At 62.9% G+C, this 23,946-nt stretch carries 24 protein-coding genes and 1 tRNA gene; 14 read left to right on the top strand and 11 right to left on the bottom strand.

The features are described 5' to 3' along the window. The 9 genes from rplT to AQ12_RS15825 all read left to right on the top strand — a co-directional run. On the top strand, positions 1 to 333 hold a 333-nt coding region (gene rplT / locus AQ12_RS15865), incomplete at its 5' end, for a 50S ribosomal protein L20 (protein WP_048440881.1). A 93-nt stretch (positions 334 to 426) separates the two neighbouring features. Further along, a complete protein-coding gene (gene pheS / locus AQ12_RS15860; protein WP_048440880.1) occupies positions 427 to 1,491 on the top strand; it encodes a phenylalanine--tRNA ligase subunit alpha in 1,065 nt (354 codons plus the stop codon). Between the two features lie 21 nt (positions 1,492 to 1,512). Continuing rightward, a complete protein-coding gene (pheT, locus tag AQ12_RS15855; protein WP_048440879.1) occupies positions 1,513 to 3,930 on the top strand; it encodes a phenylalanine--tRNA ligase subunit beta in 2,418 nt (805 codons plus the stop codon). A gap of 37 nt (positions 3,931 to 3,967) precedes the next feature. Then, positions 3,968 to 4,297, top strand: coding sequence for an integration host factor subunit alpha (locus AQ12_RS15850; protein WP_048440923.1), 330 nt, complete (start codon positions 3,968 to 3,970; stop codon positions 4,295 to 4,297). 120 nt (positions 4,298 to 4,417) lie between these two features. After that, positions 4,418 to 4,867, top strand: coding sequence for a MerR family transcriptional regulator (locus AQ12_RS15845; RefSeq protein ID WP_048440878.1), 450 nt, complete (start codon positions 4,418 to 4,420; stop codon positions 4,865 to 4,867). Positions 4,868 to 4,891: 24 nt separating this feature from the next. Further along, positions 4,892 to 4,968 (top strand) — tRNA-Pro (locus tag AQ12_RS15840). Positions 4,969 to 5,140: 172 nt separating this feature from the next. Continuing rightward, the gene (locus AQ12_RS15835) at positions 5,141 to 6,031 is read left to right on the top strand and encodes an adenylate/guanylate cyclase domain-containing protein (RefSeq protein ID WP_048440877.1); all 891 of its coding nucleotides are present in this window, start codon (positions 5,141 to 5,143) and stop codon (positions 6,029 to 6,031) included. Between the two features lie 32 nt (positions 6,032 to 6,063). Next, positions 6,064 to 7,194: a type VI secretion system-associated FHA domain protein gene (locus AQ12_RS15830; protein ID WP_048440876.1), complete on the top strand. Its 1,131-nt coding sequence runs from the start codon at positions 6,064 to 6,066 to the stop codon at positions 7,192 to 7,194. A gap of 60 nt (positions 7,195 to 7,254) precedes the next feature. Continuing rightward, positions 7,255 to 9,459 (top strand): serine/threonine-protein kinase, encoded by a 2,205-nt coding sequence (locus AQ12_RS15825; RefSeq protein WP_048440875.1) that lies wholly within the window; start codon positions 7,255 to 7,257, stop codon positions 9,457 to 9,459. Between the two features lie 30 nt (positions 9,460 to 9,489). Here AQ12_RS15825 and AQ12_RS15820 read toward each other — a convergent pair whose 3' ends face one another. The 10 genes from AQ12_RS15820 to AQ12_RS15775 form a co-directional block, all read right to left on the bottom strand. After that, entirely contained in the window at positions 9,490 to 10,038 is a 549-nt protein-coding gene (locus AQ12_RS15820; RefSeq protein WP_048440874.1) for an NUDIX hydrolase, read from the bottom strand. Between the two features lie 28 nt (positions 10,039 to 10,066). Next, positions 10,067 to 11,128, bottom strand: coding sequence for a TRAP transporter substrate-binding protein (locus tag AQ12_RS15815; RefSeq protein ID WP_048440873.1), 1,062 nt, complete (start codon positions 11,126 to 11,128; stop codon positions 10,067 to 10,069). Between the two features lie 65 nt (positions 11,129 to 11,193). Further along, positions 11,194 to 12,510, bottom strand: a complete 1,317-nt coding sequence (locus tag AQ12_RS15810; protein ID WP_048440872.1) for a TRAP transporter large permease — start codon at positions 12,508 to 12,510, stop codon at positions 11,194 to 11,196. Beyond that, the gene (locus tag AQ12_RS15805; RefSeq protein WP_048440871.1) at positions 12,507 to 12,980 is read right to left on the bottom strand and encodes a TRAP transporter small permease; all 474 of its coding nucleotides are present in this window, start codon (positions 12,978 to 12,980) and stop codon (positions 12,507 to 12,509) included. Before AQ12_RS15805 ends, AQ12_RS15810 begins: the two co-directional genes overlap by 4 nt. Positions 12,981 to 12,995: 15 nt before the next feature. Further along, complete coding sequence (locus AQ12_RS15800) at positions 12,996 to 13,700, bottom strand: fumarylacetoacetate hydrolase family protein (RefSeq protein ID WP_048440870.1); 705 nt, start codon at positions 13,698 to 13,700, stop codon at positions 12,996 to 12,998. Continuing rightward, entirely contained in the window at positions 13,697 to 14,752 is a 1,056-nt protein-coding gene (gene gtdA / locus AQ12_RS15795; RefSeq protein WP_048440869.1) for a gentisate 1,2-dioxygenase, read from the bottom strand. Before gtdA ends, AQ12_RS15800 begins: the two co-directional genes overlap by 4 nt. Beyond that, positions 14,749 to 16,098, bottom strand: coding sequence for an FAD-dependent oxidoreductase (locus AQ12_RS15790; protein ID WP_048440868.1), 1,350 nt, complete (start codon positions 16,096 to 16,098; stop codon positions 14,749 to 14,751). The genes gtdA and AQ12_RS15790 overlap by 4 nt, the downstream gene beginning before the upstream one ends. Positions 16,099 to 16,112: 14 nt before the next feature. After that, positions 16,113 to 16,427, bottom strand: coding sequence for an antibiotic biosynthesis monooxygenase (locus AQ12_RS15785; RefSeq protein ID WP_048440867.1), 315 nt, complete (start codon positions 16,425 to 16,427; stop codon positions 16,113 to 16,115). Between the two features lie 44 nt (positions 16,428 to 16,471). Continuing rightward, complete coding sequence (locus AQ12_RS15780) at positions 16,472 to 17,953, bottom strand: glutamine synthetase family protein (RefSeq protein ID WP_053076760.1); 1,482 nt, start codon at positions 17,951 to 17,953, stop codon at positions 16,472 to 16,474. A gap of 9 nt (positions 17,954 to 17,962) precedes the next feature. Next, entirely contained in the window at positions 17,963 to 19,402 is a 1,440-nt protein-coding gene (locus AQ12_RS15775) for a Rieske 2Fe-2S domain-containing protein (protein WP_048440866.1), read from the bottom strand. A gap of 72 nt (positions 19,403 to 19,474) precedes the next feature. Between AQ12_RS15775 and AQ12_RS15770 the strand changes: the two genes are divergently transcribed. From AQ12_RS15770 to pgeF, 4 genes are read left to right on the top strand one after another with little or no spacing between them, the layout of a single operon-like run. Beyond that, entirely contained in the window at positions 19,475 to 20,194 is a 720-nt protein-coding gene (locus AQ12_RS15770) for an AzlC family ABC transporter permease (RefSeq protein WP_053076759.1), read from the top strand. After that, complete coding sequence (locus AQ12_RS15765; protein ID WP_048440865.1) at positions 20,184 to 20,492, top strand: AzlD family protein; 309 nt, start codon at positions 20,184 to 20,186, stop codon at positions 20,490 to 20,492. The genes AQ12_RS15770 and AQ12_RS15765 overlap by 11 nt, the downstream gene beginning before the upstream one ends. Before the next feature lie 35 nt (positions 20,493 to 20,527). Further along, the gene (gene maiA / locus AQ12_RS15760) at positions 20,528 to 21,169 is read left to right on the top strand and encodes a maleylacetoacetate isomerase (RefSeq protein ID WP_048440864.1); all 642 of its coding nucleotides are present in this window, start codon (positions 20,528 to 20,530) and stop codon (positions 21,167 to 21,169) included. 3 nt (positions 21,170 to 21,172) lie between these two features. Beyond that, complete coding sequence (gene pgeF, locus AQ12_RS15755) at positions 21,173 to 21,952, top strand: peptidoglycan editing factor PgeF (RefSeq protein WP_048440863.1); 780 nt, start codon at positions 21,173 to 21,175, stop codon at positions 21,950 to 21,952. On the opposite strand, the gene AQ12_RS15750 is transcribed toward pgeF, so the two are convergent. Continuing rightward, positions 21,884 to 22,162 carry a hypothetical protein gene (locus tag AQ12_RS15750; RefSeq protein WP_048440862.1) on the bottom strand — a complete coding sequence of 93 codons (279 nt, stop codon included), beginning with the start codon at positions 22,160 to 22,162 and terminating at the stop codon, positions 21,884 to 21,886. The two genes, pgeF and AQ12_RS15750, sit on opposite strands and share 69 nt — an antisense overlap. 90 nt (positions 22,163 to 22,252) lie before the next feature. On the opposite strand from AQ12_RS15750, the gene phaC reads away from it, so the two are divergent. After that, positions 22,253 to 23,941 carry a class I poly(R)-hydroxyalkanoic acid synthase gene (gene phaC, locus AQ12_RS15745; RefSeq protein WP_048440861.1) on the top strand — a complete coding sequence of 563 codons (1,689 nt, stop codon included), beginning with the start codon at positions 22,253 to 22,255 and terminating at the stop codon, positions 23,939 to 23,941. Positions 23,942 to 23,946: the final 5 nt, after the last annotated feature.

Raw genomic sequence — 23,946 nt, 5'->3', positions numbered from 1 at the left:
GCTCGCGCCCGCCACAAGAAAGTTCTCGCCCTCGCCAAGGGTTTCCGCGGTCGCCGCGGCAATGTATTTCGCGTCGCCAAAGAAGCGGTGATGAAGGCGGGGCAATATGCCTACCGCGATCGCCGCACCAAGAAGCGCGTTTTCCGTCAGCTGTGGATTGCCCGTATCAACGCCGCGGCGCGTGAATTGGGCATGACGTACAGCCAGTTCGCCAATGGCATTCGCAAGGCTGGTATCGAAATCGACCGCAAGGTCCTGGCCGATATCGCCGTGCACGACAAGGCCGCTTTTGCGGGCATCGTGGAGCAAGTCAAGGCCAAGCTGGCTGCTTGAGTTCACGGTGGGCGCTGTGCGTTGTGCACGGCGTCCGGTGCAACCAACAAGGACAGGGCTAGGGCCATCAGGCTCTAGCCCTGTTTTTTATTCATGACTACGAAAACCGATCTCGATTCCATCGTCGACAGTGCACGCGAAGCCTTCGCACAGGCGGCGACGCCGGCTGAACTGGAAAACGCCAAGGCGCAGTACACCGGCAAGGCGGGCCGCATCACCGAGCTGATGAAGGGCATGGCTGCGCTCTCCGTCGACGAGAAAAAGACGCGTGGCGCTGCCATCAATTCGGCCAAGCAGGCGATCGAAGCCGCGCTCAATGAGCGCCGTCAGGCGCTGGCAGACGCCGAGCTGGAGATCCAGCTGAAGGCCGAAGCGCTCGACGTCACGCTGCCCGGCCGAGTCCGCGAACCCGGGGGCCTGCATCCAGTCAGCATCACCATCGAGCGGATCGAGCAGATTTTTGCCAGCATGGGTTTCGATGTGACCGACGGACCGGAAATCGAGAGTGACTGGCACAGCTTCACGTCGCTCAATAACCCGCCGAATCATCCTGCGCGGTCGATGCAGGACACGTTCTATGTCGACATCAACGGCGACGACGGTATCCCGTACAACCTTCGCCCACACACCAGCCCGATGCAGGTGCGCTATGCGCATGCGCACATCAAGAAATTTGCGCAGCGCGTGAAAGCTGGCGAGACCTTGCCCGAGATTCGCGTCATTGTTCCTGGGCGGACCTACCGCGTGGACAGCGATGCGACGCACTCGCCCATGTTCCACCAGTGCGAAGGCCTCTGGCTCGGCGAAAACGTGAGCTTCAAGGACCTGAAAGTCATCTTCACCGACTTTTGCCGCAAGTTCTTCGAGTCGGATGACCTGACGCTGCGTTTTCGCCCCAGTTTCTTTCCGTTCACGGAGCCGAGCGCCGAGATCGATATCCAGTTCGCAAGCGGCCCTCTGGCCGGCAAGTGGCTCGAGGTCGCAGGCTCCGGCCAGGTCCACCCGCAGGTGGTGCGCAACATGGGGCTGGACCCCGAGCGCTTTATCGGTTTCGCCTTTGGCATGGGCGCCGACCGGCTTGCCATGCTGCGTTACGGCGTGAACGACCTGAGACTCTTTTTCGAAGGCGATGTTCGCTTCCTGCGCCAATTCCGTTGAACTGATTTCGATAGAACACCCATGCAATTTCCAGAGTCCTGGCTGCGCGAATTCTGCAATCCGCCGCTCACCACCCAACAGCTTGCCGATACCCTCACGATGGGCGGTCTGGAGGTGGAAGCACTGCATCCGGTCGCCCCGCCATTCAGCAAGGTCGTGGTCGGAGAGATCAAAGAGGCCGTGCAGCATCCTGATGCTGATCGCCTGCGGGTGTGCCAGGTCGATGTGGGGCAGGGCACCTTGCTCAACATCGTCTGCGGCGCTCCGAATGCCCGTGTCGGCATCAAAGTACCCACAGCGCTCGTTGGCGCCGAATTGCCTCCTGGTGATGACGGCAAGCCTTTCCAGATCAAGCTGGGCAAACTGCGCGGCGTCGAGAGCCAGGGCATGCTGTGTTCGGCTCGCGAGCTCAAGCTGAGCGAAGACCACGGCGGCTTGCTTGAACTCGCCGCCGACGCAGAGGTCGGCGCGCCAGTTCGTGACCTTCTGTCGCTGGACGACACCATCTTCACGCTCAAGCTCACGCCCAACCTCGCTCACGCGCTGAGCGTGTACGGCGTGGCGCGAGAGCTGTCGGCATTGACGGGCGCGCCACTCAAGCAGCCATCTTTCGAAGCTGCCGCCGTGGTGCACGACGCAACGCTCAAGGTCAACGTCGCTGCGCCCGACCTCTGCGGCCGCTTTTCCGGCCGCATCGTTCGCAATGTCGACACGAAAGCAAAAACTCCCCAGTGGATGGTGGACCGTCTTGCACGGTGCGGCCAGCGCAGCGTCACAGCCCTTGTCGATATCTCCAACTACGTGATGTTCGAGTTCGGGCGGCCATCGCACATCTTCGACCTGGACAAGATTCACGGAGCGCTCGACGTTCGCTGGGGCAGGGCGGGAGAAACGCTCAAGCTGCTCAATGGCAACACGGTCACGGTCGATGAGACCACCGGCGTGATCGCCGACGACCAGCAGGTCGAGTCACTCGCGGGCATCATGGGTGGCGATGCCACGGCAGTGTCCGACGACACGCGCAATGTCTATGTGGAGGCCGCCTTCTGGTGGCCCCAGGCCATCCAGGGTCGTTCGCGCCGCTACAACTTCTCCACCGATGCAGGACACCGCTTCGAGCGTGGTGTCGATCCCGCGCAGACGGTCGAACACATCGAGCACATCACGGGACTGATCCAGGCCATTTGTGGCGGGGAAGCCGGTCCGATGGACGATCAGGTTCTGGCGTTGCCCGAATGCAAGCCGGTCAGCCTGCGCGTCGCACGAGCCGCAAAAGTGATCGGCATGCCATTGTCCGAGCCCCAGTGCCTCGATGCATTGAAGCGATTGGGTTTGCCCGTCACATCGCGCGATGGAGTCCTCACCGTCAAGCCGCCACCGTATCGATTCGACATCACCATCGAGGAAGACCTGATCGAGGAAGTCGTGCGTATCGTCGGATATGAGCATCTGCCGACAACGCCGCCGATCGCGCCGATCACGGCGCGCATGCTGCCCGAGTCCCGGCGTGGGCGTTTCGCGGTGCGTCGTTTGCTGGCGGCCAGCGGCTACCAGGAGACGATCAACTTCAGCTTCGTCGACGAAAGCTGGGAGCGCGAGCTGGCTGGCAAGAGCGATCCCATCAAGCTGCTCAACCCGATCGCGAGCCAGATGGGTGTCATGCGCTCCTCGCTGCTGGGCTCGCTCATGCAGGCGCTGAAATTCAACCTCGACCGCAAGGCCGAGCGAGTTCGGCTGTTCGAAGTCGGCCGCGTCTTCGTGCGCGACTCGTCCGTGCCTACGGGCGACGTCACCGTTCGTGGCGTGCACCAGCCTGTGCTTGTGGCCGGTCTCGCCTATGGAGACGCCACGGGCTTGCAGTGGGGCACCAAGGCTGCAGGCACCGACTTCTATGACGTCAAGGGCGATGTCGAGGCCCTGCTCGCGCCCCTCAAGGCGAGCTTCGAGCCAGCGACGCATCCTGCGATGCACCCTGGCCGTTGCGCGCAGGTCAGCCTCAGCGGAAAGAAGATTGGTTTCGTCGGTGAGTTGCACCCACGCTGGCGTCAGAAATGGGATCTGGCGCACGCGCCTGTGCTGTTTGAACTGGACTTCGAGGCAGTCGCACATCGCGAGGTACCCGCGTTCGCGCCCGTGCCGAAGTTTCAACCGGTCCAACGCGACATCGCCGTGATCGTCGGCGACAACGTGACGCACGATGCCATCATTTCGGCCGCTCGTGGGGCGCAGACGCAGGGCCTCCTGCAGGACGCATTCCTTTTCGATGTGTACAAGCCCAAGCAGGGTGGTGGTGGGCTCGCTGAGAATGAAAAAAGCGCTGCCGTTCGCTTGACGCTTTCCAGCGCCGAAGCCACACTGACCGACGACCAGATCGATGCGGCGGTGAAGTCGGTTGTCGATGCGATTGCAGTCCGTCTCGGCGGGCGTTTGAGGGGATGACAACATGGACGCGCTCAACACGCCGCGGGACGACCTGATGGACTTTGCAGTTGAAAGCCTGGAGACTCCAGCGCTGACCAAGGCGCAGCTGGCCGAGTTGCTGTTCGAGCAGATTGGCTTGAACAAGCGCGAATCCAAGGACATGATCGATGCGTTTTTCGACCTGATTTCCGATAGCCTGGTCGAAGGCAACGACGTGAAAATATCCGGATTTGGCAACTTCCAGATCCGCACCAAAGCCCCCCGGCCCGGGCGCAATCCCCGAACCGGCGAAGCGATTCCGATCGATGCTCGCCGCGTCGTCACATTTCACGCCAGCCACAAGCTCAAGGAACAGATCCAGGGCGATGGGCCGTCCGAAGGCTGAAGCCAGCGCTTGGCCGATGACCGCTTGCGGCGAAAGCATGCGTCTTTCGGCGCGTGCGCTTTGCACGCGTGCGTGACTTAGAGTAACCTAGCAGCTTTCCCTCCTACGATATTGATTTCAATGGAGAAAAGCCTCCCGTCCATACCAGCAAAGCGTTACTTCACCATCGGTGAAGTCAGCGACCTGTGTGGTGTCAAGCCTCACGTGCTACGGTATTGGGAGCAGGAGTTCACGCAGCTGCGTCCGATGAAGCGGCGCGGCAACCGGCGCTATTACCAGCACCATGAGGTGCTCATGATTCGCCGAATCCGCGATCTTCTGTACGACCAGGGGTTCACCATCAGCGGTGCACGCAACAAGCTGCAGGAACTGGTGCAGGGCGAGCGCGACAAGCGACGTGCCGGTGAGGTCATGCTCGAAGGCGTGGAGGTCATCGAAGTCGAAGACTCCACTTTCGAGGACTTTGAAGACAGCTCGGTTGCCGATGAGGACGATCGTGTCTCGCAGAAATTGATGCTCGTGCGCAGGGAACTCTTCGAGATTCGGGACTTGCTCTCGTCGACGCACTGAGGCCTCACGCTATAATTCAAGGCTCGGCGTGTAGCGCAGCCTGGTAGCGCACTTGCATGGGGTGCAAGGGGTCGAAGGTTCGAATCCTTTCACGCCGACCAATTCGTCAAAAGTGACCTCAGGTCACCCGAAGTTCCCTCAAAGGGCCGACAGTTTTCTGTCGGCCCTTTTGTTTTTCATGTGACCTCTGCTTGTTGTCATGTGCGCCCCACCGCATAAAATCGCGGCCAATGGCGCTAATTCACTTCATCAACCAGGGACGCTGAACACATCGTGGCAACAGTCGTTTTTGCAGATCTGGTCGGCAGTACGGGCATCTTCGAGCGCCTGGGCGATGAGACGGCCGGCCGCTTCGTGACCCAGCTCACAGGCGCTCTCTCCAGGACTTTCGAGCAACACAACGGGCGGGTGGTCAAGTTGCTCGGCGACGGCATCTTTGTCGTATTCCCCAAAGAGGCCGACGCCATTGAGGCCTGCATCGCGATCCAGAAGCGATTGCAGGAGAAACCGGTTCATCCCGGTGGCACGCTCAAGCCGGTCCAGATGCAGATGGGTGTCGAGAGCGGAGACGTCGTGGAGATCGATGGCGATTGCTATGGCGATGCTGTCAACAGTGCGGCGCGCCTGGCCGACCTGGCAGGTGCCGAGCAGATCCTCACCACGCAGCGCGTTCGCGTCGCCCTCACGGATCAGATGCAGTCCCAGTTGCGCAGCCTGGGGCCGATGTATTTGCGTGGCAAGCAGGAAGTCACCGAGATCTATCGCGTCCAGTGGATGGTCGAGCGCGACGCTGATGCGACTGTCATGGGCGTTTCGATGTTCAAGGCGCTCAGGGATGCGTCGCTGGAACTGTCGGCCCTCGGGCAGACTCATCGGATCGACACCAGCGGCGAAAAATTCACGCTCGGGCGAGCGGCAACCGCATCCTTGTCCGTGAACGACTCGCGCGTGTCCCGTGTGCACGCCACCATCGAGTGGCGGGGTGGGCATTTCGTGCTGGGCGACGGATCGAGCTTCGGCACCTGGGCCTACTTCGGCAACCAGAGCGAGCCGGTGGTCCTCAGGCGCACCGAGTGTTACCTCGTCGGTCACGGGCAGATTTCGCTGGGATGCGAGCGCGAGGCCGAAGAGGCAACCATCGTGCATTTCTCCGTCAAGGCCTGACCTACGCGGTCGCAGTACAGGAACCGCAATCCATGACACTTGAAATCCACATCGCGGGCCCCGGCCTGGATGTGGTGCGCACGCTGGAGGCCGGGCAGGACCCGCTGGTTCTCGGACGCGACGCAGATTGCGGTATTTGCCTGCCTGACCCGGAGCGCAATGTGTCGCGGCGCCACCTGGCCGTCTGGTGCGAAAACCACACGCTTGTGTTTCATGTGCTGTCGGTGGTCAATGGCGTAGAGATGCCATTTGGCGAGGCCCCACCGGGCGCTCGCGGTGTGCTGCCGTTTGGCCAGACCATGAAAGTCGGGGACTACGCGCTGGATGTCCGGCTGGTCGCAACGCCTGCTTCAACGCAGCCCGAACCAGAGCCGGCCCCTGACGCCGACCCCTGGGCGGTGTTCGATCGCGAGGGTTCGGGCGCAACGATGCCGGTTGCGTCTGCACCGCGCGCTTCCATGGCGTCGTCGGCCAATGAAGACGATCCCTTTGGTGAATGGGGCTTCGAAAGCACGTTCGGCCCGGGTCAGGATGGCGGTGGCCCGCTGGATGCCACCAAGCTGGCCGCAGGCGATGTCTCTTCCATCTTCAAGGGCCTGGGCCTGGATCCATCGACGCTCGGAAGCCTGAGCCAGGGCGAGCTCGAAACCATAGGACGCCTCGTTCGAATACTTGTCCTGGGCGTGATGGAGCTCCATTCCAGTGTGATCGGGGTGAAGCACGAGATGCGGTCCGGCGACCGCACCATGGTTGCGACCAAGGACAACAACCCCCTCAAGAGCGACTGGCCGCAAGAGACGAAGTTGCGTTACCTCTTCGGTGGGCGGGCCGCCGGCGTCGGGTTTGCCAACCCGGAGCGTGCGCTGCGCGAGCTGTTCGTCGAGCTGATCGCACACAACACCGCGAGTTCGTCAGCGACCCGCGCCGCGATTGCCGGCACGCTCAAGGAATTCGAGCCCGAGGCCCTGAAAGAGCGCCTGCTGGGCGGCGGACCCAAAATTCTTGAAGGCGTCCGGGCCTGGGACGCGTTTTCGAAGTATTACGGTGAACAGGGCGAGGACATGTCGAAGTGGACCCAGCTTTTGCTCGACCGCTACTTCACCGACGCCTACCTGCGGGAAAGCCTGCGTATCCGCCGGGAGACACCGCCTCGCGAGAGATAAGTTGCTGGCGCAAGGGCAAGGCTAGAATCGGTTTCCGCACGTTACAGGGCGCCCGTTCCCGTGAGTCTCAAAAAGCTTGGCCGATATGACCTCATCCGCGTTCTCGGCAAGGGCGCGATGGGAATCGTGTACGAGGGCAAGGACCCCAATCTCGATCGGCGCGTCGCCATCAAGACCGTCAAGGTCGAGAACCTGTCCGAAGAGGCCGCCGCCGAATACGAGGCGCGCTTTCGCACCGAAGCCCGCTCGGCAGCGCGGTTGCAGCACCCCAACATCGTCAGCGTCTACGACTCCGACCGGGACGGCGACATTGCGTTTCTCGTCATGGAGTTCATCCAGGGCGACGACCTCAAGCACCACCTCGACAAGGGCATTCGCTACTCGCTGGAGCAGTCGCTCAAGATGATCCGCGACCTGCTGTCCGCGCTCGACTACGCGCACAAGCAGGGCATCGTTCACCGCGACATCAAGCCAGCCAACCTGCTGATCGAGCCGGGCGGTCGCGTCAAGCTCACCGACTTCGGCGTGGCACGCATCCAGGATTCGGGCGAGGCCACGCGCACGCAGGGCAGCATGGTCGGCACGCTCAAATACATGTCGCCCGAGCAGGTGCAAGGCCAGAAGATCGACGCCCGCGCAGACCTGTTTTCGGTGGGCGTGGTGCTCTACCAGCTGCTGACGGACAAGCGTCCCTTCGATGGCGACAACGACTTCTCGATCATTCACCAGATCATCGGTCACACGCCCGCAGCGCCGAGCTCGTTCAACGCCCGCCTTCCCCCGGCGATTGATGCCGTGGTCGCACGCGCGCTTGCGAAAAATCGGGATGAGCGCTTTGCCACAGCCCGCGACTTTGCCTCCGCGTTGCAGTCGGCCATCCGCCGCGCCGAAGACGCGACGGTCGTCCCGCCTGCCGATCCCGGTCGCCGCCAGGAGGGCCCGTCGAACATCAATCCATCGGTGACGACCGGGTCGGTGTTGACCAGCCCCTCGACGGTGACGCAGGAAGTCGAACTCGTTTACTGGAAAGACATCAAGGACTCGGTCGATCCGGAAGAGTTCGAGGGCTTTCTTTCCAGGTTTCCGGCGGGCATCTATGCCGATCTTGCACGACGCCGGCTTCGCAAGCTGACAGGTGGGACCCTCGCAGGCGACCAGACCGTGCTCGGCGGAATCCTGCCCGGCAGCGAGCAGGACCTCGATGCGACCCGGATGCGTCCGAGCACGTTCACCGCACCCCTGGTTGTCGCCCAACCCCCTGCGACAGCGGGCGCTGCAACCACTGGATCGCAGCCGGAGCGCGACCTGGGCCCGTCGTCGGAGTCGTCCACGTTCGCCCAGACAGACTTCACCAGCACGCAGTTCGAACCCAGGAGTCCTGAAGGCGGGTCGGATTCGCTTGCCCAGGCTGCTTCGCCACCTGCACAACTTCCGGTGCCTCCGCACGATTCTCCAGCGTTGGTAGCCGCTTCGCCTGCCGCGTCCCCGGAGCCGACCTCCACCGGCGCGTCGGTTCAAGCCCCGGCGCCCGACTCGCTTGTGATGGCGGCAGCAGCCGCAAAAGTGCAGCGGGCGCTGAAGAAGGAAAAAGAACAGGAGAAGGAAGCGGACAAGGGCGAGGGCGAGGGCAGGGACCGGGGCGCAGGGGTGACTGCGCAAGTGCGCAAAAAGCCACCTCTGGCCGTCATCGCCGGCATAGGCGCTGTCGCGGTCATTGCGATCGCTGCCTTCCTCATGAGCGGCAAGAAGACCGCGCCTGTCGAAGTAGCGGCCGCTGCGAGTGCCGCCTCCAGGGCTTCCGCCGATGTACCGGTCGCTGCGGTGACCACGCCTGCAGCGGCGGTCACCACACCCGCGCCTGCAGCGGCGGTCGCTCTGCCCGCCAGTGCGTCTGCTGCAACCGTTGCTGCGTCTGCTGCGTCTGCAGCGAATGCGGCGGCGGCAAAAGCCAGCGCAGCGCGCCGGGTGGCCAGCGCGCCCAAACCGCGGATCGTGACCCCGACCCCCCTCAACGAAGCACCACGCAACTTTCCGGTGGCACCTGCTGCGCCGATGCGTGAAGAGAGCCGGGTGGCTTCGGGTGCCGTGGTTCTCAACGGTCCCAATCCGGTGGAGCAATGCAAGGACAAGATGTTCGTGTCGCGTGAGTTCTGCCTGGCCGAGCATTGCGACAAGGCCGTCTCGCGCAATCACCCGCTTTGCGTCAAGCGGCGCGAAGACATCAAGCTGCGCGAAGAAAGCAAGGTCCGGCAGGGGCCCCAATAGGCGAGCCCTTGCCTGGCGGTCAGGGCCGTTTCAGACGATGTCCATTGTGTGCACGTCGAAGCTGCCCCGGCGGCGGTCCTCGAAGTAGAAGCCCAGCGTCTCCTTGACGGTGCGAAAGGCAATCTCGTCCCAGGGAATTTCGGCTTCTGTGAACAGGCGGGCTTCTATCGTTTCATGACCCGGATCGAACTGATCGCTCAGCAGCCTGGCGAGGTAAAAAAGGTGAACCTGCCCCACGCGAGGCACGCTCAGCAGTGAAAGCAGGCCTTCCATTTCGAACTTCGCGCCAGCTTCCTCGTCGGTCTCGCGAGCCGCGCCTTCCGAGGTGGACTCGTTCAGTTCCATGAAGCCCGCAGGTAAGGTCCACTTGCCCCAGCGTGGTTCTATGTTGCGCTTGCACAGCAACACCTTGTCGCCCCAATAGGGCACGGTGCCGACGACATTCAGCGGGTTCTCATAGTGGATGGTGTCGCAAGCGGGGCACACGGCCCGCTCGCGGACATCGCCGTCATCCGGCACGCGGTAGACAACACCTGCACCGCAGTTCCTGCAGTGTTTGATCGCGCTGCGAAAAGTCATTCCCCGAGTTTACGGGGAAGGATAGCCTTCATTTTTTGGCGGGCGTGGCTTTACCGTGCTTTTCGATCAGCGCGCGTGCGGTCTCCAGCAGTTTCTTGCCGTCATGGCCGCGCTTGTTCATGTCTTCGACCCACTCGACTTCCACCAGGCGAGCCTTGCGCTTGAACTCCTGCGCGTCGGCCGTGGTGATCTGGTAGATCGTGTTCTTGCGGTCTTCGGCAGCCTTTCGGCCCACGGGATCGTTGCCCTGCTGGGTCTTGCCGAGCCAGGCCGACGTGGCCATGCCCGAGTTGTTGTCGATGATCTTCTTGAGGTCGGGTGCCAGCGATGCGTACTTCGCCTTGTTCATGCCCATCACGAAAGTGGTGGTGTAAAGCGCGCCGCCCGAGTTCTCGAACTCGCTGTGGAATTTGGTCAGTTCATGCACCTTGACCGAAGGCACCACTTCCCAGGGAATCACGCAACCGTCGATCGTGCCTTTGGAGAGCGCATCCGGAATCGCTGGAAGCGGCATGCCCACGGGCGTAGCGCCCACGTAGCCGAGCATCTTGGTGATCTGGCGGGTCGGGCCGCGGACCTTCATGCCCTTGAGGTCGTCGGCAGTCTTGACCAGCTTGTCCTTGGTGTGGAACATGCCGGGGCCGTGCACGTGCAGGGCCAGGACCTGTACGTCCTTGAACTCGTCGACGGCCACCGTCTGCACATATTCCCAATAGGCCTTGGACGTGGCTTCGGCGTTGTTCATCATGAACGGCAGCTCGAACACCTCGATGCGCGGGAAGCGGCCGGCGGTGTTGCCGGGCAGCGTCCACGAAATATCGACAACGCCATCCTTGGCCTGGTCATAAAGCTGAACCGGCGTGCCGCCCAGCTGCATGGCGGGATAGCCTTCGAACTTGATTCGCCCACCCGACTCTTTTTCGACCTTGTCCATCCACGGCTTGTGCATGGTCAGCCACACATTCGACTGCGGGGCCATGAAGGTGTGGAACTTGAGCGTGACAGCTTGCTGGGCAATGCCAGACAGGCCGGGCACGCCCAGCACCGTCGCTGCGGCGGTTGATTTCAAAAGGGTGCGGCGCTGGACCATGGTTGTTTCTCCTGTTGGTGCCTAACTTAACGCACCGGGGGTGCGTGCGGTTTCGGGGCTTTCCCTCAACCGATGAATTTCACGAGCCACAGCGATATGCCCGGAAAGAACAGCAAAAGCAATGTGCGCAGCGTGTCGCTGATCAGGAAGGGCATGACGCCCCGGTAGCTTTCGGCGATCGGAACATCCTTGGCCATGCCGTTGACGACATAGACGTTCAAGCCGACCGGCGGTGCCAACAGCCCGAATCCGACGGTCATGAGCACCATGATGCCGAACCAGATGGCAACCGATTCCTTGGGCATGCCGAAGTCCAGGCCCATCACCATCGGAAAGAAGATCGGGATGGTGAGCAGGATCATCGACAGCTCGTCCATCACCGCGCCGAGCACCACGTAGAAAAGCAGGATCGCCGAGACCACCGCGACAGGTGACAGCCCCCAGCCGCCCACAACCGAAGCGAGCTGGTTGGGAACCTGTGTCAGCGCAAGGGCCGAATTCATCAGGTCCGCGCCGATGAAGATCATGAAGATCATCGCGGAGCTTTCGGCCGTGGCGTAGAAGCAGTGCCTGAACTTTGCCATCGTCATCTCGCGGCGCAACAGCGCTGCGATGAACGTGGCCGCCGCACCGACCGCAGCGCCTTCGGTGGGCGTGAAGATACCGCCGTAAATCCCGCCAAAGACGATCAGGAAAATGATGGCGATAGGAATGACCCCCGCAACCGACGACCAGGTCAGCCGCGCGGCATCTGCGCGGTCAGGCGCGTGACCCGGGACCACCCGCACGTAAATCGCGATGGCGATGATGTACCCGACCATCGCAATGATCCCCGGGATCATTGCGGCGGCAAACAGCTTGGCGATGTTCTGCTCGGCCAGGATGGCGTAGATCACCAGCGGCACCGAAGGCGGGATCAGGATGCCCAGTGTTCCGCCGGCAGCGAGCGTGCCCGTTGCCAGCCGGCCTGAATAACCGTGGCGCTTCATCTCCGGCAAGGCCACAGACGTGATCGTCGCAGCAGTCGCAACCGACGAACCGCAGATGGCGCCGAAGGCGGCGCAAGCGAGCACCGCAGCCATCGCCAGGCCGCCCCTGAAGCGCGACATGGCAACGCTGGCGACTTCAAAGAGGGCCTTGGAGATGCCGCCTTGCGTGGCGAAGTTGCCCATCAGGATGAACAGCGGAATGACGGACAGGTCGTAGCTCGCAAAACGCGCAAAGGCCTGCGTGTTCAGGAAACTGGCGAGCGGCAGCCAGCCAGCCTGCATGACGTAGCCCACGCACCCGGCAAAGAACATCGAGATGGCAATCGGCGTGCGCAGCGCCATGAGCACCAGCATGATCGCGAAAATGAGCAGGGCGAGCGTCAATGGGCTCATTCGGCCACCTGCGGAAAACCGCGCGCGAACTGCGCAATGCCGATCACGGCGGTGAGCACCAGCGGCGGCACCATGGCCGCGTAGACGATCCACTCCGGAAACCCGATCATCATCGTTCCTGACTTCGTGTCCCAGGCGTTCAGGCCGCCCAGGGTTGCGCGCCATGCGAGCAGGGCCATCGCCAGGCCCAGCAGCAAGGCGCCCATTCGGTCGAGCCGCTCATTGGCTCGGTCGCTGACCCGGGCGGTGAAGAAATCCACGATGATGTTGCCGCGCCGGATCTGGCACCAGGGCATGAACAGGGCGATGGCAGCGCCTGCGGCAACGCCGGTCAGCTCGAAGTCGCCCACCAGCGTGGTGCCGATGGTGTTGCGCCCCAGGACGCTCAGGCATGTCATGAAGGTGATGCCCGTCAGGAGCACCCCCGCCAGGATGGCCGAGAACTTGGCCAGGTTTTCGAGTACGCGCAACGGGTTCTTTCGGGGTCAGCTGGCGGCGGCGATCTTGATCGACAGCGGTGTGAGCCCGGCAACGCCGCCCGTCAGCGTATCGCCGGCAACGACTGCGGCGACACCTTCAGGCGTGCCCGAATAGATCAGGTCACCCGGCTGCAGGTCCCATGCGGCAGACAGGTGCTCGATGATTTCGCCGATGTTCCAGATCAGCTTGGAGACATTGCTGCGCTGGCGATCGTTGCCGTTGACCTGCAGGAAAATCTCAGCGTTGGCCACGTCACCGGCTTGCGCCGCGGGCGTGATCGGGCCGATGGGGGCTGATTGCTCGAACGCCTTGCCGATGCACCAGGGACGACCCTGCTTTTTCATCTCGCCCTGCAGGTCGCGGCGCGTCATGTCCAGGCCGACGCCGTAGCCGAAGATATGTTTTTGCGTGTCGGCGGCCTTGATGCGACGGCCGCCGGTGCCAATGGCGACAACGAGTTCGATCTCGTGCTGAAGGTCGTGCGTCAGGCTGGGATATTCGACCGATCCGGTCTGGCCGGCTTCGACCGGCACTGCGGCGTCGGACGGCTTCAGGAAGAAGAAGGGCGCTTCGCGGCCGGTGAAGCCCATCTCCTTGGCGTGCTCCACATAGTTGCGGCCCACGCAATAAATGCGGCGGATGGGAAAACGGTCTTGCGTGCCGACAACGGCCACGCTGGCCTGCGGCTTGGGTTCAAAAACAAAACTCATGACAACCTTTCTTCCTTGTGAATACCCAGTGCCTGGTGCACCGGTCGATCCGAAAAACTGAAAAGCACACAGCCGCGCTTCGATGAGAACCGCGCAGTGTGCCATGACGGAATCACGAAATGGTCGCGCGGGCCGAACTCGAAGCGCCACGATTGCCCGTTGCGTTCGATCAGGGCAACGCCTTCGCCTTCGACCACGCTGTACACGGCGCCATCGGTCTGGCGCGAGCCCTTGCCTTCGAACCCCGCCGGCAGCTTCTGCATGAAGGTAGCCATCGTGGGCATCGGCGCGCCGCCGGTGAGCGGGTTCACGTAGCGCAATTTCACGCCGTCCCATTCGTCGATGGGCGCATCGCGCTCCAGGCGCTCCAGCGCTTCGCGCGTGCGGTCGTACGGATAGCTGAAGATCGGTGAGGTTTTGCCGAACGGTGCGTCGTGTTGCACCGGAGCCATGTTGTGGCCATAGCGCGCCATGCTGCTGCCTTCGGCGCGCGTGACGGCCTGCGACTTGTTCACGTCGTTCTCGGAAAAGCCCGCATCGAAGAACCGGATCATCGGAATGTCCAGGCCATCGAGCCAGATCACCGGCCCTTGCGCCTGGCTTCCATGGTCGTGAAAGGTCCAGCTCGGCGTGATGATGAAGTCACCCGGCTTCATGCTGGTGCGCTCGCCGTCCACCGCAGTGTGGGCGCCCGTGCCTTCGACGATGAATCGCAGGGCGCTCTGGGTGTGACGGTGGCTGGGCGCCACCTCGCCGGGCATGATGAGCTGCAGCCCTGCAAAGAGCGACTGGGTGATTGCGGCTTGCCCGCCCAGGCCCGGGTTCTTCAGGATCAGCACACGCCGCACCGCTTCTTCTGCAGTGATCGCTTCAGCGGCCCGCATCAGGAAGGGGCGCACCTCGCCGTACTTCCAGTGCGCGGGCAGGCAAGGCGTGGCCGGCTCGCGCGGCACCAGCGCATGCAGAACTTCCCACAGCGGCGAGAGGTTCAATGGCGCCATGTCGCGGTTGAGCTGCTCGCGCTCCAGTGCGGCGGGGTGGGGTGCGTTCATGTCTGTCTCCATTGCTTGCCCAGGTAGGCACCATCGGCTTCGAGTTTCGTCTGCAGCGCGGCTATGTCAACCGATGCTGCATTCTGCTCGGAAGCCAGGGCCAGATGCGCGGCTGTTCCCGCAGCTTGGCCCATGACGAAGCAGGCGCCCGTCACGCGAGCGGCCGACTGCGCCTCGTGCGTCATCGAGGCGCAGCGCCCCGCAACCCACAGGTTGTCGAAACCCGGCGGCACGGTCATCCGGTAGGGCAGGTGATTGAAGCCGCGGCTCTCGGGGATCTTCGGCCAGCGAAATTCCACATCGCCTTTGAGGTGCAGCTCCAGCGGCCAGCCGTTGACGCCAATCGTGTCGTCGAAGCTCGCGCAGTCGAGCACGTCCGATTCTGTGAGCATGTAGAGCCCCTGCACGCGTCGCGTTTCACGGATGCCGACCTGCGGCGCGATGTCGACGATGTATGAATTTTCGAACCCGGGCACTTCCTTCAAAAAGCCCGCCACGCTCGCAATCTGCTTGCGCCCCAGTATCTCGGCTTCGCTGAGTTCGACAGCGTCGATGCCGTTCATCGCGTTGCCCTGCGCATTGGCCAGTTGCGTGAGATTCACGCGCCACTCGATGCCGCTTTTTTGCGGACGCACGATGGGCGTCTTGCGTGGGAAGCGGTAGCGGCCCTCGGCCTGCGCCTGCAGCATGAGCCCGGGAATGATCTCCCAGGCCTTACCCGCGCGCTGCGGGTTGATGCCGTTGAGCCGGAACATCGTGGACGGATACAGCATGTTGCCGTGCTCATCACCCAGCTCGTACTTTGCGCCCGCCCAGGCGGCCAGGTCGCCATCGCCCGAGCAATCGATGAAGGCGCGTCCCCGGATGGCGCGACGGCCCGACCGGGTCTCGACGAACAGCGCATCGACGACATTCGGCGTGGCCATCGAAACCCCAGCGGCCAGCGCGTGAAAGAGCATCTGCACGCCCGACGACTCCATCAGGTCATCGGCAGCGATCTTGTAGGCGGCGGTGTCGTACGCCTGCGCCACCGTTTTGCCGAAAAGCGCATGTGGGGTGTTGAGGCCGCCGAGCCGGTCGATGCGCGAGAGCAGGTCATCGGCCACGCCATGAACCACCTGCCGGATTTCGCCGTGCACATTGGCATGCAAGCCGCAGAAGTTGGTGACACCGGCCGCCGTGCCCATTCCGCCCAGGAAGCCGTAGCGCTCGACCAGCAGCGTCGAGCGGCCTGCGCGTGACGCAGCGACAGCGGCGGCGATACCAGCCGGCCCGCCGCCCAGCACGACGACGTCGTACTCACCGTGGACCGGTGTGTCGCGGCTGGGCTCGGTGATGTGGCTCATCGATCAGGCCGCAGTCATGCGCTTGCGCCGTCGCTCTTGACGACCAGGTCGAAGTGCTCCACGAACGGCGGGCTCGCAAAGAACGGCCCGATGATGGCGCGCCACTGCGCAAACAGCGGTCCTTCGCGGAAGTCGACGTTGTGATTTTCAATCGTGTCCCAGAAGATCTGCAGCACGTAGCGCTCGGGGCTTTCGATACCCTTGTTGACCTTGTAGCCACGCATGCCTTTGGCCTGTGACATCACGGTGGTGAGCGCACGGGTGATGGCTTCGTCAAATGCGGCTTGCTGGCCGGGCTTGATGCGGATTTCTGCGAGTTCGAGAATCATGAATGTCGTTCCTTATGGGGTTGTCATGGATGTGGCGGAGAACTTCAGATGCGAGAAAAGTATTCGCGCCTGTGGAAATCGTCCTTGTCCTGCGCCTCGTTCCACCGCGCCAGTTCGGCTTGCTTGATGCGATCGAAATAGTCGATAAATGCGGGACCAAAACCTTGGGTCATCGCCGTATCGGTGCGCATCGCGGCGAGCGCTTCACCAAGCGAGGTGGGCAGCCGCGCGGCGTCCGCACCATAGGGTGAATCGGTGGCGGGCGGGGCGGTGAGCTGGCGGCGAATGCCAGACAGCCCTGCATGAATCTGCGATGCAAAGTACAGGTAGGGATTGGCCGCAGGCTCGCCGATCCGGTTCTCGATGCGGGTGGCCGCGTCGCCGCATCCGCCAATGACGCGCAGCATCGCGCCGCGGTTGTCGCGGCCCCACAGCACCGATTGCGGCGCCAGTGCATTGGGCCGGAAGCGCCCAAAGCCGTTGACCGTCGGGGTGCAGAACGCAGCCATGCCGCGCGCGTGATCGAGCAGACCCGCCAGGTACTGCTCGCCGGTCTTCGAAAGCGTGTGGCCCGCATCCGCAGGCGTGCTGTTTTCTGCGGGTTTCTCGCGCTGGAACAGGTTGCTGCCGGTAGAGGCGCCGACGAGCGATTGGTGCAGGTGCCAGCCACTGGACATGATTCCGGGAAACGGCGGCCTGCACATGAAGGTGGCGTGATAGCCGGCGCGGCGCAGGGCCTGCTTCACGGCATTGCGAAACAGCACCATGTTGTCGGCGGCGGTCATCGCATCGGTCGCCTCGAAGACCGCTTCGACCTGGCTGGGGCCGAGTTCAACTTCCAGCGACAGCAGGGGCAAGCCCAATGCCTGCGCCGTGTGCTGCACGATTCGAAGCGGCTCGTCTGCCATATCGAACCACGACTCGGTCAGCAGGTTGTAGCCGGGGTGGATCATCGACACGCGCGGAGGCTGCGAAGGCCACGACGCAAGTTCAGGGTCTAGCTGCTGCTGCGTGTCCTCCATCCGGTAAATGTGGAACTCGACTTCGAGACCGCACTTCATTGCCAGGCCCGCCTCGCGCAGCTGGCCGAGTGCTGCCTGCAGGACGCGCCGCGAGTCGAGCTCGACGGGCCTGCCGTCCTGGAACCAGGGCTGGCATTGCAGCCATCCGGTTTTTGGCGCCCACGGCAACTGCCGGAAGCTGGAGAGGTCGGGCAAAAGCAGCAGGTTGCTCGCGTATTCGAAGCCGGGCAGGGCGGCAACGCCACCGGGCTCGAACACCTTGAATGCGGTGCGATCGGATGTGTCCTTGAGCATCAAGGTGCTCACCATGCCCACGCCCTGGCGCATGGCGTTGGCTGCTGCAGAGGCGACGAGTGTCTTGCCGCGCGTCACGCCGTGCAGGTCGCACCAGACGAAGCGTACGAGTTCGATGCCGCTGGCGGTGATGAGGTCGGCGGTTTGCCGCACAGCCTGCTCACGCGCGGCGTCGTGGATGCCGCACAGCGCGGCGAATGAGGCAGTCACGCCCTCACCCTAGCCCTCTCCCGCAAGCGGGAGAGGGGACGAGACCGCATCTGCTCCCTCTCCCGCGTGCGGGAGAGGGCTGGGGTGAGGGTCTGCGGCCCATGGAGCACTCTGGCGTTTGACCAGCACCTGCTCCTTCCACCACGCACCCCAAGTCCCCGCCGGCGCAATCCCGTCCACCGTGTCCGGTCCTACCATCGCTGCCGCCTGGGAGGCATCCGCCACACCCGGCGCAACGCCTCCAGCCTGCACCGTCTTGATCGCCTCCAGCAGCATCCGTCGGTTGGCCATGATGACCTTGTCGCTCGTGCCCAGATGCTCCTTTGTCCGGTCCTGGATCGTGCCCATGCTTTCCACGGCCCATTGGTCATGCACGTTGATGTCGTCTTCGCCCATGCCCAGGTAGGTCTGCTTGCGCTGCTCGTCGGCGTTGAATCCCCAGTTGTTGTGCCGTCCCGATTTCGGGATGTAGTCTGGCAGCGAGATGTATTTGAGCCGCTGCTCGCGCATGGCCTCTTTGTCCACCGGTCCTGCAAAGCTCGTGAAGATCGAATACCAGTAGGTGTGCGTGTCGTCCACCGGCACATGCATCTGCGAAATGGTGAGCGTCTCTGACAGTGGAATGACGAAGGTGTGCGGAAAGATCGCTTGCGTGATTCGCACATGCGTGAGTTCATCCGTCATCGGCCGCAGGGCCGTGAGCTGCATGCCCCAGGGCGTGGGCTGGTAGCTGATTTCAGGCTTGTGGAACTCGCGCATGATCCGCGTCATCGGCCAGTGTTCGCCGCCGACGGTGCCCGCGCTGGCGCTTCGAAACTGTTTGCCCGCTGCGTTGTCGCCGATGCCTTCCAGGGCCTCGTCGTTCAGGAAGCGATGCAGGAACGATGGATGCGCGGGGTCGATGCCGACCTCGAAGCACTGCAGCCAATTGGCATTCCACAGGCCCTTGAATGCAAAAGTGTGCGTGGCAGGTGCAGCAAAACAGTCGAACTCGGGAAAGGGCGGCGGGCTGGTGCCTTCTGCGCCGAACCAGCCAAAGAGGATGCCGCTTCGCTCGATCACCGGATAGCTGCGCGCATGGATGCGGTCGCACAGCTTGCTGCCTGCGGGCTCGCCCGGCGTGTCGGTGCAGCGGCCGTTCACGTCGTACTTCCAGCCGTGGAACGGGCAACGGATGCCGTCTCCTTCGTCGCGTCCGAAACTCAGGTCGGCGCCGCGATGCGCGCATCCGCGATCGAGCAACCCGTATGCGCCCGCCTGGTCCCTGAACAGCACGAAGTCCTCGCCAAGCACGCGCACCGCCTTCACCTTTCGCGATGCCATTCGCGCATCGAGCAGGGGATTGAATTCATCGACAAGCGCGATGGGCTGCCAGTAGCTGCGCAGTACGGCGCCGCAGGCAGTTGCGGGTCCGATCCGTGTCACCAACTCGTTTTGTTCAGCTCTCATGGCAACCTTAAAAAACAGGGCTCGGCTAGTGCGTGTTCAATCGCGTTTCCAGTGTACAGTTGCCGCGACCCGATGAGCTCAACACCGGCAACCAGCTTCACTCTCGCCGGCGTGCGACGTGGTTTCGTCGCCGCCCAGCCACTCGCACCTGGCGTCGTCGTGTACGGCATTGTGTTCGGCGTGCTCGCCAGCGAGCGCGGCCTCTCCTGGCTGCAGGCCATGCTGATGAGTGCATTTGTCTACTCGGGCAGCGCGCAACTCGCGGCGTTACAGGGCTGGACCGGCGCCACCCTCATCACGCCACTCATCGCCACGGTTCTGGTCATCAACGCCCGCTACGTTCTCTACGGCGCTGCCATACAGCCCTGGCTCCAGGGCGCTTCCAGGACGCAGGCCTACGCTTCGCTCTTTGTGCTGGGCGATGGCAACTGGGCGCTCTCCATGCGGGAGTTCCACGCCGGTTACCGCGATGCGGGTTTCGTGTTCGGCACCGGTATCGCGATGTTTGCACCGTGGCTCCTCGGCACGCTGGGCGGGCATCTCATGGGCCACAGCGTGCCCGACCCTGCGGTGCTGGGACTGGACTTCATGCTGGTCGCATTTGCTGCGGCCATCGGCATCGCCATGTGGCGTGGATCGGGCGACCTGTGGCCGGCCGCCGCGGCAGCCGCCGTGGCGCTGGCGCTGCACCGTTGGATACCCGGCGGCTGGTACATCGTCGGCGCCGGCATTGCAGCGGGAATCGTGGGTGCGATGCGCTACGAAAAGCACGGTAAATCTCATGGACGGTGACAACACGTTCTACCTCGCGGTGGCGGCGATGGCCGTCGCGTCATTCGCAACACGCGCTGCCGGATTCGTTCTGATGGGCTACATCCCCATCACCCCGCGCGTCGAGGCGGCCCTGCGCGCCATGCCGCTGGGCGTGATGATCGGCATCGTGACCCCGGCCGTGGCGGCGGGCAAATTGCCCGAGTTGATCGCGCTTGTTGCTGTGGGTGTCTCGATGAAGCTTTTCAGGCACGACCTTGTTGCGGCGATGGCAGGTGCGGCCACCGTTGCGATCTGCCGATGGATGCTGGCTGCCTGAAGCCTGCGCGCAGCGTTGGGTTTATCCTTTGTGCCATGAAGCTGTACAACTACTTTCGCTCCTCGGCCTCTTTTCGTGTGCGCATCGCGCTTGAGCTCAAGGGCCTCTCCTATGACTACCTGCCAGTGCACCTGGTCAAGGGCGAGCACAAGAAGCCGGATTACGCCGCCGTGTCCCCATCGCTATTGGTGCCAACACTCGCGACCGACGACGGCGAGCACCTGGGCCAGTCGATGGCCATCATCGAATACCTCGACGAAGTTCATCCCGAGCCCGCGCTGCTGCCTTCAGACCCTGTCGGTCGCGCCCGGGTCCGGGCACTCGCGCAACTCATCGCCTGCGAAATCCATCCGCTGAACAACCTGCGGGTGCTGAAGTACCTGGTCAACGAACTCAAGGTGGACGACGCAGCCAAGGCGACCTGGTATCGGCACTGGGTACGTGACGGCCTGCAGGCGTTCGAGCGTGAACTCGCCCAGCTGCCGCCCTCGACCTACTGCTATGGAGACACGCCGACACTGGCAGATTGTTGCCTCGTGCCGCAGATATTCAACGGCAGGCGCTTCGACACGGACTTCAGCGGCCTTGACCGCACCATGGCCGCATTCGATGCCTGCATGAAGCATCCCGCCTTCCAGAAGGCGCAGCCTTCGAGTTGCCCTGACAACGAAGCCTGAGCGATGGTTCCTGAAAGCTGGATCACGCCTGCATGGCCGGCGCCGCCGGGTGTGCGTGCGCTCTGCACCACGCGTGCGGGGGGGGTCTCCGTCGGCGCCTATGCGAGCCTCAACCTGGGCGACCATGTGGCCGATGACGAAGCCCACGTCGCTGCCAATCGAAAGATTTTCAGTGGCGCGCTGGACGCCCATCCGGTGTTTCTCAAGCAGGTTCACGGCTGGCATGTTGAAGTCCTGGACGCCGACACACCCGACGGAACTCAGGCAGACGGATGCGTCACATCAGGGCGCGGCATCGCCTGCACCATCATGGTCGCCGATTGCCTGCCGATCCTGTTCGCAACGCGGGTTGGCGTACCGGTGGCAGCGGTCGCGGCCGCGCACGCCGGCTGGCGCGGACTGGTGGGGGAGGAGGGGCGCGGCATCATCGAATCCACCTGCGACGCATTGCTCGAAGTTTCCAGGGGTGCGCCGCAGGATGTCGTTGCATGGCTGGGTCCGTGCATCGGCCCGGATGCGTTTGAAGTCGGTCCCGAAGTCAAGGCGGCATTCGAAGAGACCGACCCCGGATCGCGCGTTTGCTTCAAACCCTATGGCGATGGCAAATGGCTGGCCGACTTGCCCGCGCTCGCAAGGCAGCGCCTGGCGCGCAATGGAGTCCATGAAGTGTTTGGCAATGACGGCAGCCTTGCTTGGTGCACGTCGTCGAACCCGTCAAGGTTCTTTTCGCACCGGCGCGATCGCATCAGCGGGCGCCTGGCTGCCAGCATCTGGCTGGCGTGAAGCCCACTCGGCCGCAGCGGCCGCATCGCGTGCGCGCGATGCCTTGCGGCGCGACGGTGTCCCCATAAGGTAAACCACCAACGCGACCGGCGCGACACCGTAAAGAAAAAAGGTGATGATGGCGCCAAGCACACTGCCGGTCGTGTTGGTGGCTTCTGCGACGGCCATCATCAGTGCCACGTAGAGCCAGCCTATCGCAATGAGGTACATGGGTTGGCCGCGTAGTTTTTGTTGCGCTGCAACATGCTTTATCAGATACTCGGGTTAACCCGAAGCAAATCGGGATCAGGAGACAAAGACATGAATTCTGGACCAGACTGGGCCGCCGCGGCGCAGCAATTCCAGCAAAACGCCGGCGAGCAATTCGCCAAGGCTATGCAATCGTTTCAGGGCCTGGGTGGCAACACCGGCGCTCCTGATTTGCCCCATCTTTCTTTCACGCCCGAGAAGCTGCAGGAGCTTCAGAAGAGCTACCTCGAGGAAGCCTCGCAGCTGTGGAACAACGGCATTGCAAGCGGCCCCGTTGCCGACCGGCGATTCAATTCTGACGCCTGGGCCGCCAACCCCATCTCCGCTTTTTCCGCCGCCGTTTATCTGCTGAACGCGCGCACCATGCTCGGCATGGTCGAGGCCGCTGACACCGACGAAAAAACGAAGGCGCGTTTGCGTTTCGCCGTCGAGCAATGGATGGCGGCATCGGCTCCCAGCAACTTCATGGCGCTCAATGCCGAGGCACAGAAGAAGGCGATCGAGACCAAGGGCGAGAGCATTGCGAAGGGCATGCAGAACCTGCTGGCCGACATGCAGCAGGGCCATGTGTCGATGACCGATGAGAGCCTGTTCGAAGTCGGCCGCAATGTGGCGACCACCGAGGGCGCGGTCGTCTTCGAAAACGAGGTCTTCCAGCTCATCGAATACAAGCCGCTGACCAAACAGGTTTACGAGCGGCCGTTCCTGGTGGTGCCGCCCTGCATCAACAAGTTTTATATCCTCGACCTGCAGCCCGAGAACTCGCTCATCCGGTATCTCGCCGAGCAGGGTCATCGCACCTTCGTCGTGAGCTGGCGCAATGCCGACCAGTCGATGGAACAGATGGGCTGGGACGATTACATCGGCGGCGGAGCGATCACCGCGATCAAGACCGTGCAGGAAATCACTGCGGCCAAACAGATCAACGCGCTGGGCTTTTGCGTGGGCGGCACCATCCTGGGCACTGCGCTGTCGGTGCTGGCCGCGCGCGGCGAAAAGCCGGTGGCGTCGGCCACGCTGCTCACTTCGCTGCTCGACTTCACCCACACTGGCATCCTGGACATCTTCATCGACGATGCGTTCGTGAAGTACCGCGAAATGCAGATGGGCAAGGGCGGTCTGCTCAAGGGCCAGGAGCTTGCTTCCACCTTCAGCTTCCTGCGGCCCAACGACCTGGTGTGGAACTACGTCGTGGGCAACTATCTCAAGGGCGAGACACCGCCTCCGTTCGACCTGCTGTACTGGAACAGCGATTCCACAAACCTGCCCGGGCCGATGTACGCCTGGTACCTGCGCAACACCTACTTCGAGAACAACCTGGTCAAGCCGGGCAAGCTCACGGTCTGCGGCGAGAAGGTCGACCTGGGCAAGCTCGACATCCCCGTCTATATCTACGGCTCGCGCGAAGACCACATCGTGCCGATCGAAGGCGCGTACGCATCCACGCAGGTGCTGCCAGGCAAGAAGCGATTCGTGATGGGCGCCTCGGGCCACATCGCCGGTGTCATCAACCCGCCGGCCAAGAAGAAGCGCTCTTACTGGACCAACGACAAATTGCCCAAGACCCACGCCGAGTGGCTCAAGGGCGCGAAAGAGCATCCCGGCAGCTGGTGGACCGACTGGTCTGCCTGGCTCAAACCCCTCGCGGGCAAGCAGGTGCCTGCGCCCAAGGGTTATGGCAAGGGCAAGTACAAGGTGATCGAGCCCGCGCCCGGTCGCTATGTGAAACAGAAAGCATGAACACA

Source organism: Caenimonas sp. SL110 (assembly GCF_001044395.1).
Lineage (GTDB): Bacteria > Pseudomonadota > Gammaproteobacteria > Burkholderiales > Burkholderiaceae_C > Ramlibacter.
This window is presented reverse-complemented; position numbering and strand designations above follow the sequence as displayed.

Excerpts from the sequence above, each read along its gene's own strand:
- AQ12_RS15765 (WP_048440865.1), top strand. The coding sequence starts at position 20,184 with ATGGACGGTGACAACACGTTCTACCTCGCGGTGGCGGCGATGGCCGTC.
- AQ12_RS15775 (WP_048440866.1), bottom strand. The coding sequence starts at position 19,402 with ATGAGAGCTGAACAAAACGAGTTGGTGACACGGATCGGACCCGCAACT.
- AQ12_RS15800 (WP_048440870.1), bottom strand. The coding sequence starts at position 13,700 with ATGAGTTTTGTTTTTGAACCCAAGCCGCAGGCCAGCGTGGCCGTTGTC.
- pheT (WP_048440879.1), top strand. The coding sequence starts at position 1,513 with ATGCAATTTCCAGAGTCCTGGCTGCGCGAATTCTGCAATCCGCCGCTC.
- AQ12_RS15770 (WP_053076759.1), top strand. The coding sequence starts at position 19,475 with ATGAGCTCAACACCGGCAACCAGCTTCACTCTCGCCGGCGTGCGACGT.
- gtdA (WP_048440869.1), bottom strand. The coding sequence starts at position 14,752 with ATGAACGCACCCCACCCCGCCGCACTGGAGCGCGAGCAGCTCAACCGC.
- AQ12_RS15750 (WP_048440862.1), bottom strand. The coding sequence starts at position 22,162 with ATGTACCTCATTGCGATAGGCTGGCTCTACGTGGCACTGATGATGGCC.
- phaC (WP_048440861.1), top strand. The coding sequence starts at position 22,253 with ATGAATTCTGGACCAGACTGGGCCGCCGCGGCGCAGCAATTCCAGCAA.
- maiA (WP_048440864.1), top strand. The coding sequence starts at position 20,528 with ATGAAGCTGTACAACTACTTTCGCTCCTCGGCCTCTTTTCGTGTGCGC.
- AQ12_RS15830 (WP_048440876.1), top strand. The coding sequence starts at position 6,064 with ATGACACTTGAAATCCACATCGCGGGCCCCGGCCTGGATGTGGTGCGC.
- pgeF (WP_048440863.1), top strand. The coding sequence starts at position 21,173 with ATGGTTCCTGAAAGCTGGATCACGCCTGCATGGCCGGCGCCGCCGGGT.
- pheS (WP_048440880.1), top strand. The coding sequence starts at position 427 with ATGACTACGAAAACCGATCTCGATTCCATCGTCGACAGTGCACGCGAA.
- AQ12_RS15850 (WP_048440923.1), top strand. The coding sequence starts at position 3,968 with ATGGACTTTGCAGTTGAAAGCCTGGAGACTCCAGCGCTGACCAAGGCG.
- AQ12_RS15815 (WP_048440873.1), bottom strand. The coding sequence starts at position 11,128 with ATGGTCCAGCGCCGCACCCTTTTGAAATCAACCGCCGCAGCGACGGTG.
- AQ12_RS15790 (WP_048440868.1), bottom strand. The coding sequence starts at position 16,098 with ATGAGCCACATCACCGAGCCCAGCCGCGACACACCGGTCCACGGTGAG.
- AQ12_RS15820 (WP_048440874.1), bottom strand. The coding sequence starts at position 10,038 with ATGACTTTTCGCAGCGCGATCAAACACTGCAGGAACTGCGGTGCAGGT.
- AQ12_RS15845 (WP_048440878.1), top strand. The coding sequence starts at position 4,418 with ATGGAGAAAAGCCTCCCGTCCATACCAGCAAAGCGTTACTTCACCATC.
- AQ12_RS15810 (WP_048440872.1), bottom strand. The coding sequence starts at position 12,510 with ATGAGCCCATTGACGCTCGCCCTGCTCATTTTCGCGATCATGCTGGTG.
- AQ12_RS15785 (WP_048440867.1), bottom strand. The coding sequence starts at position 16,427 with ATGATTCTCGAACTCGCAGAAATCCGCATCAAGCCCGGCCAGCAAGCC.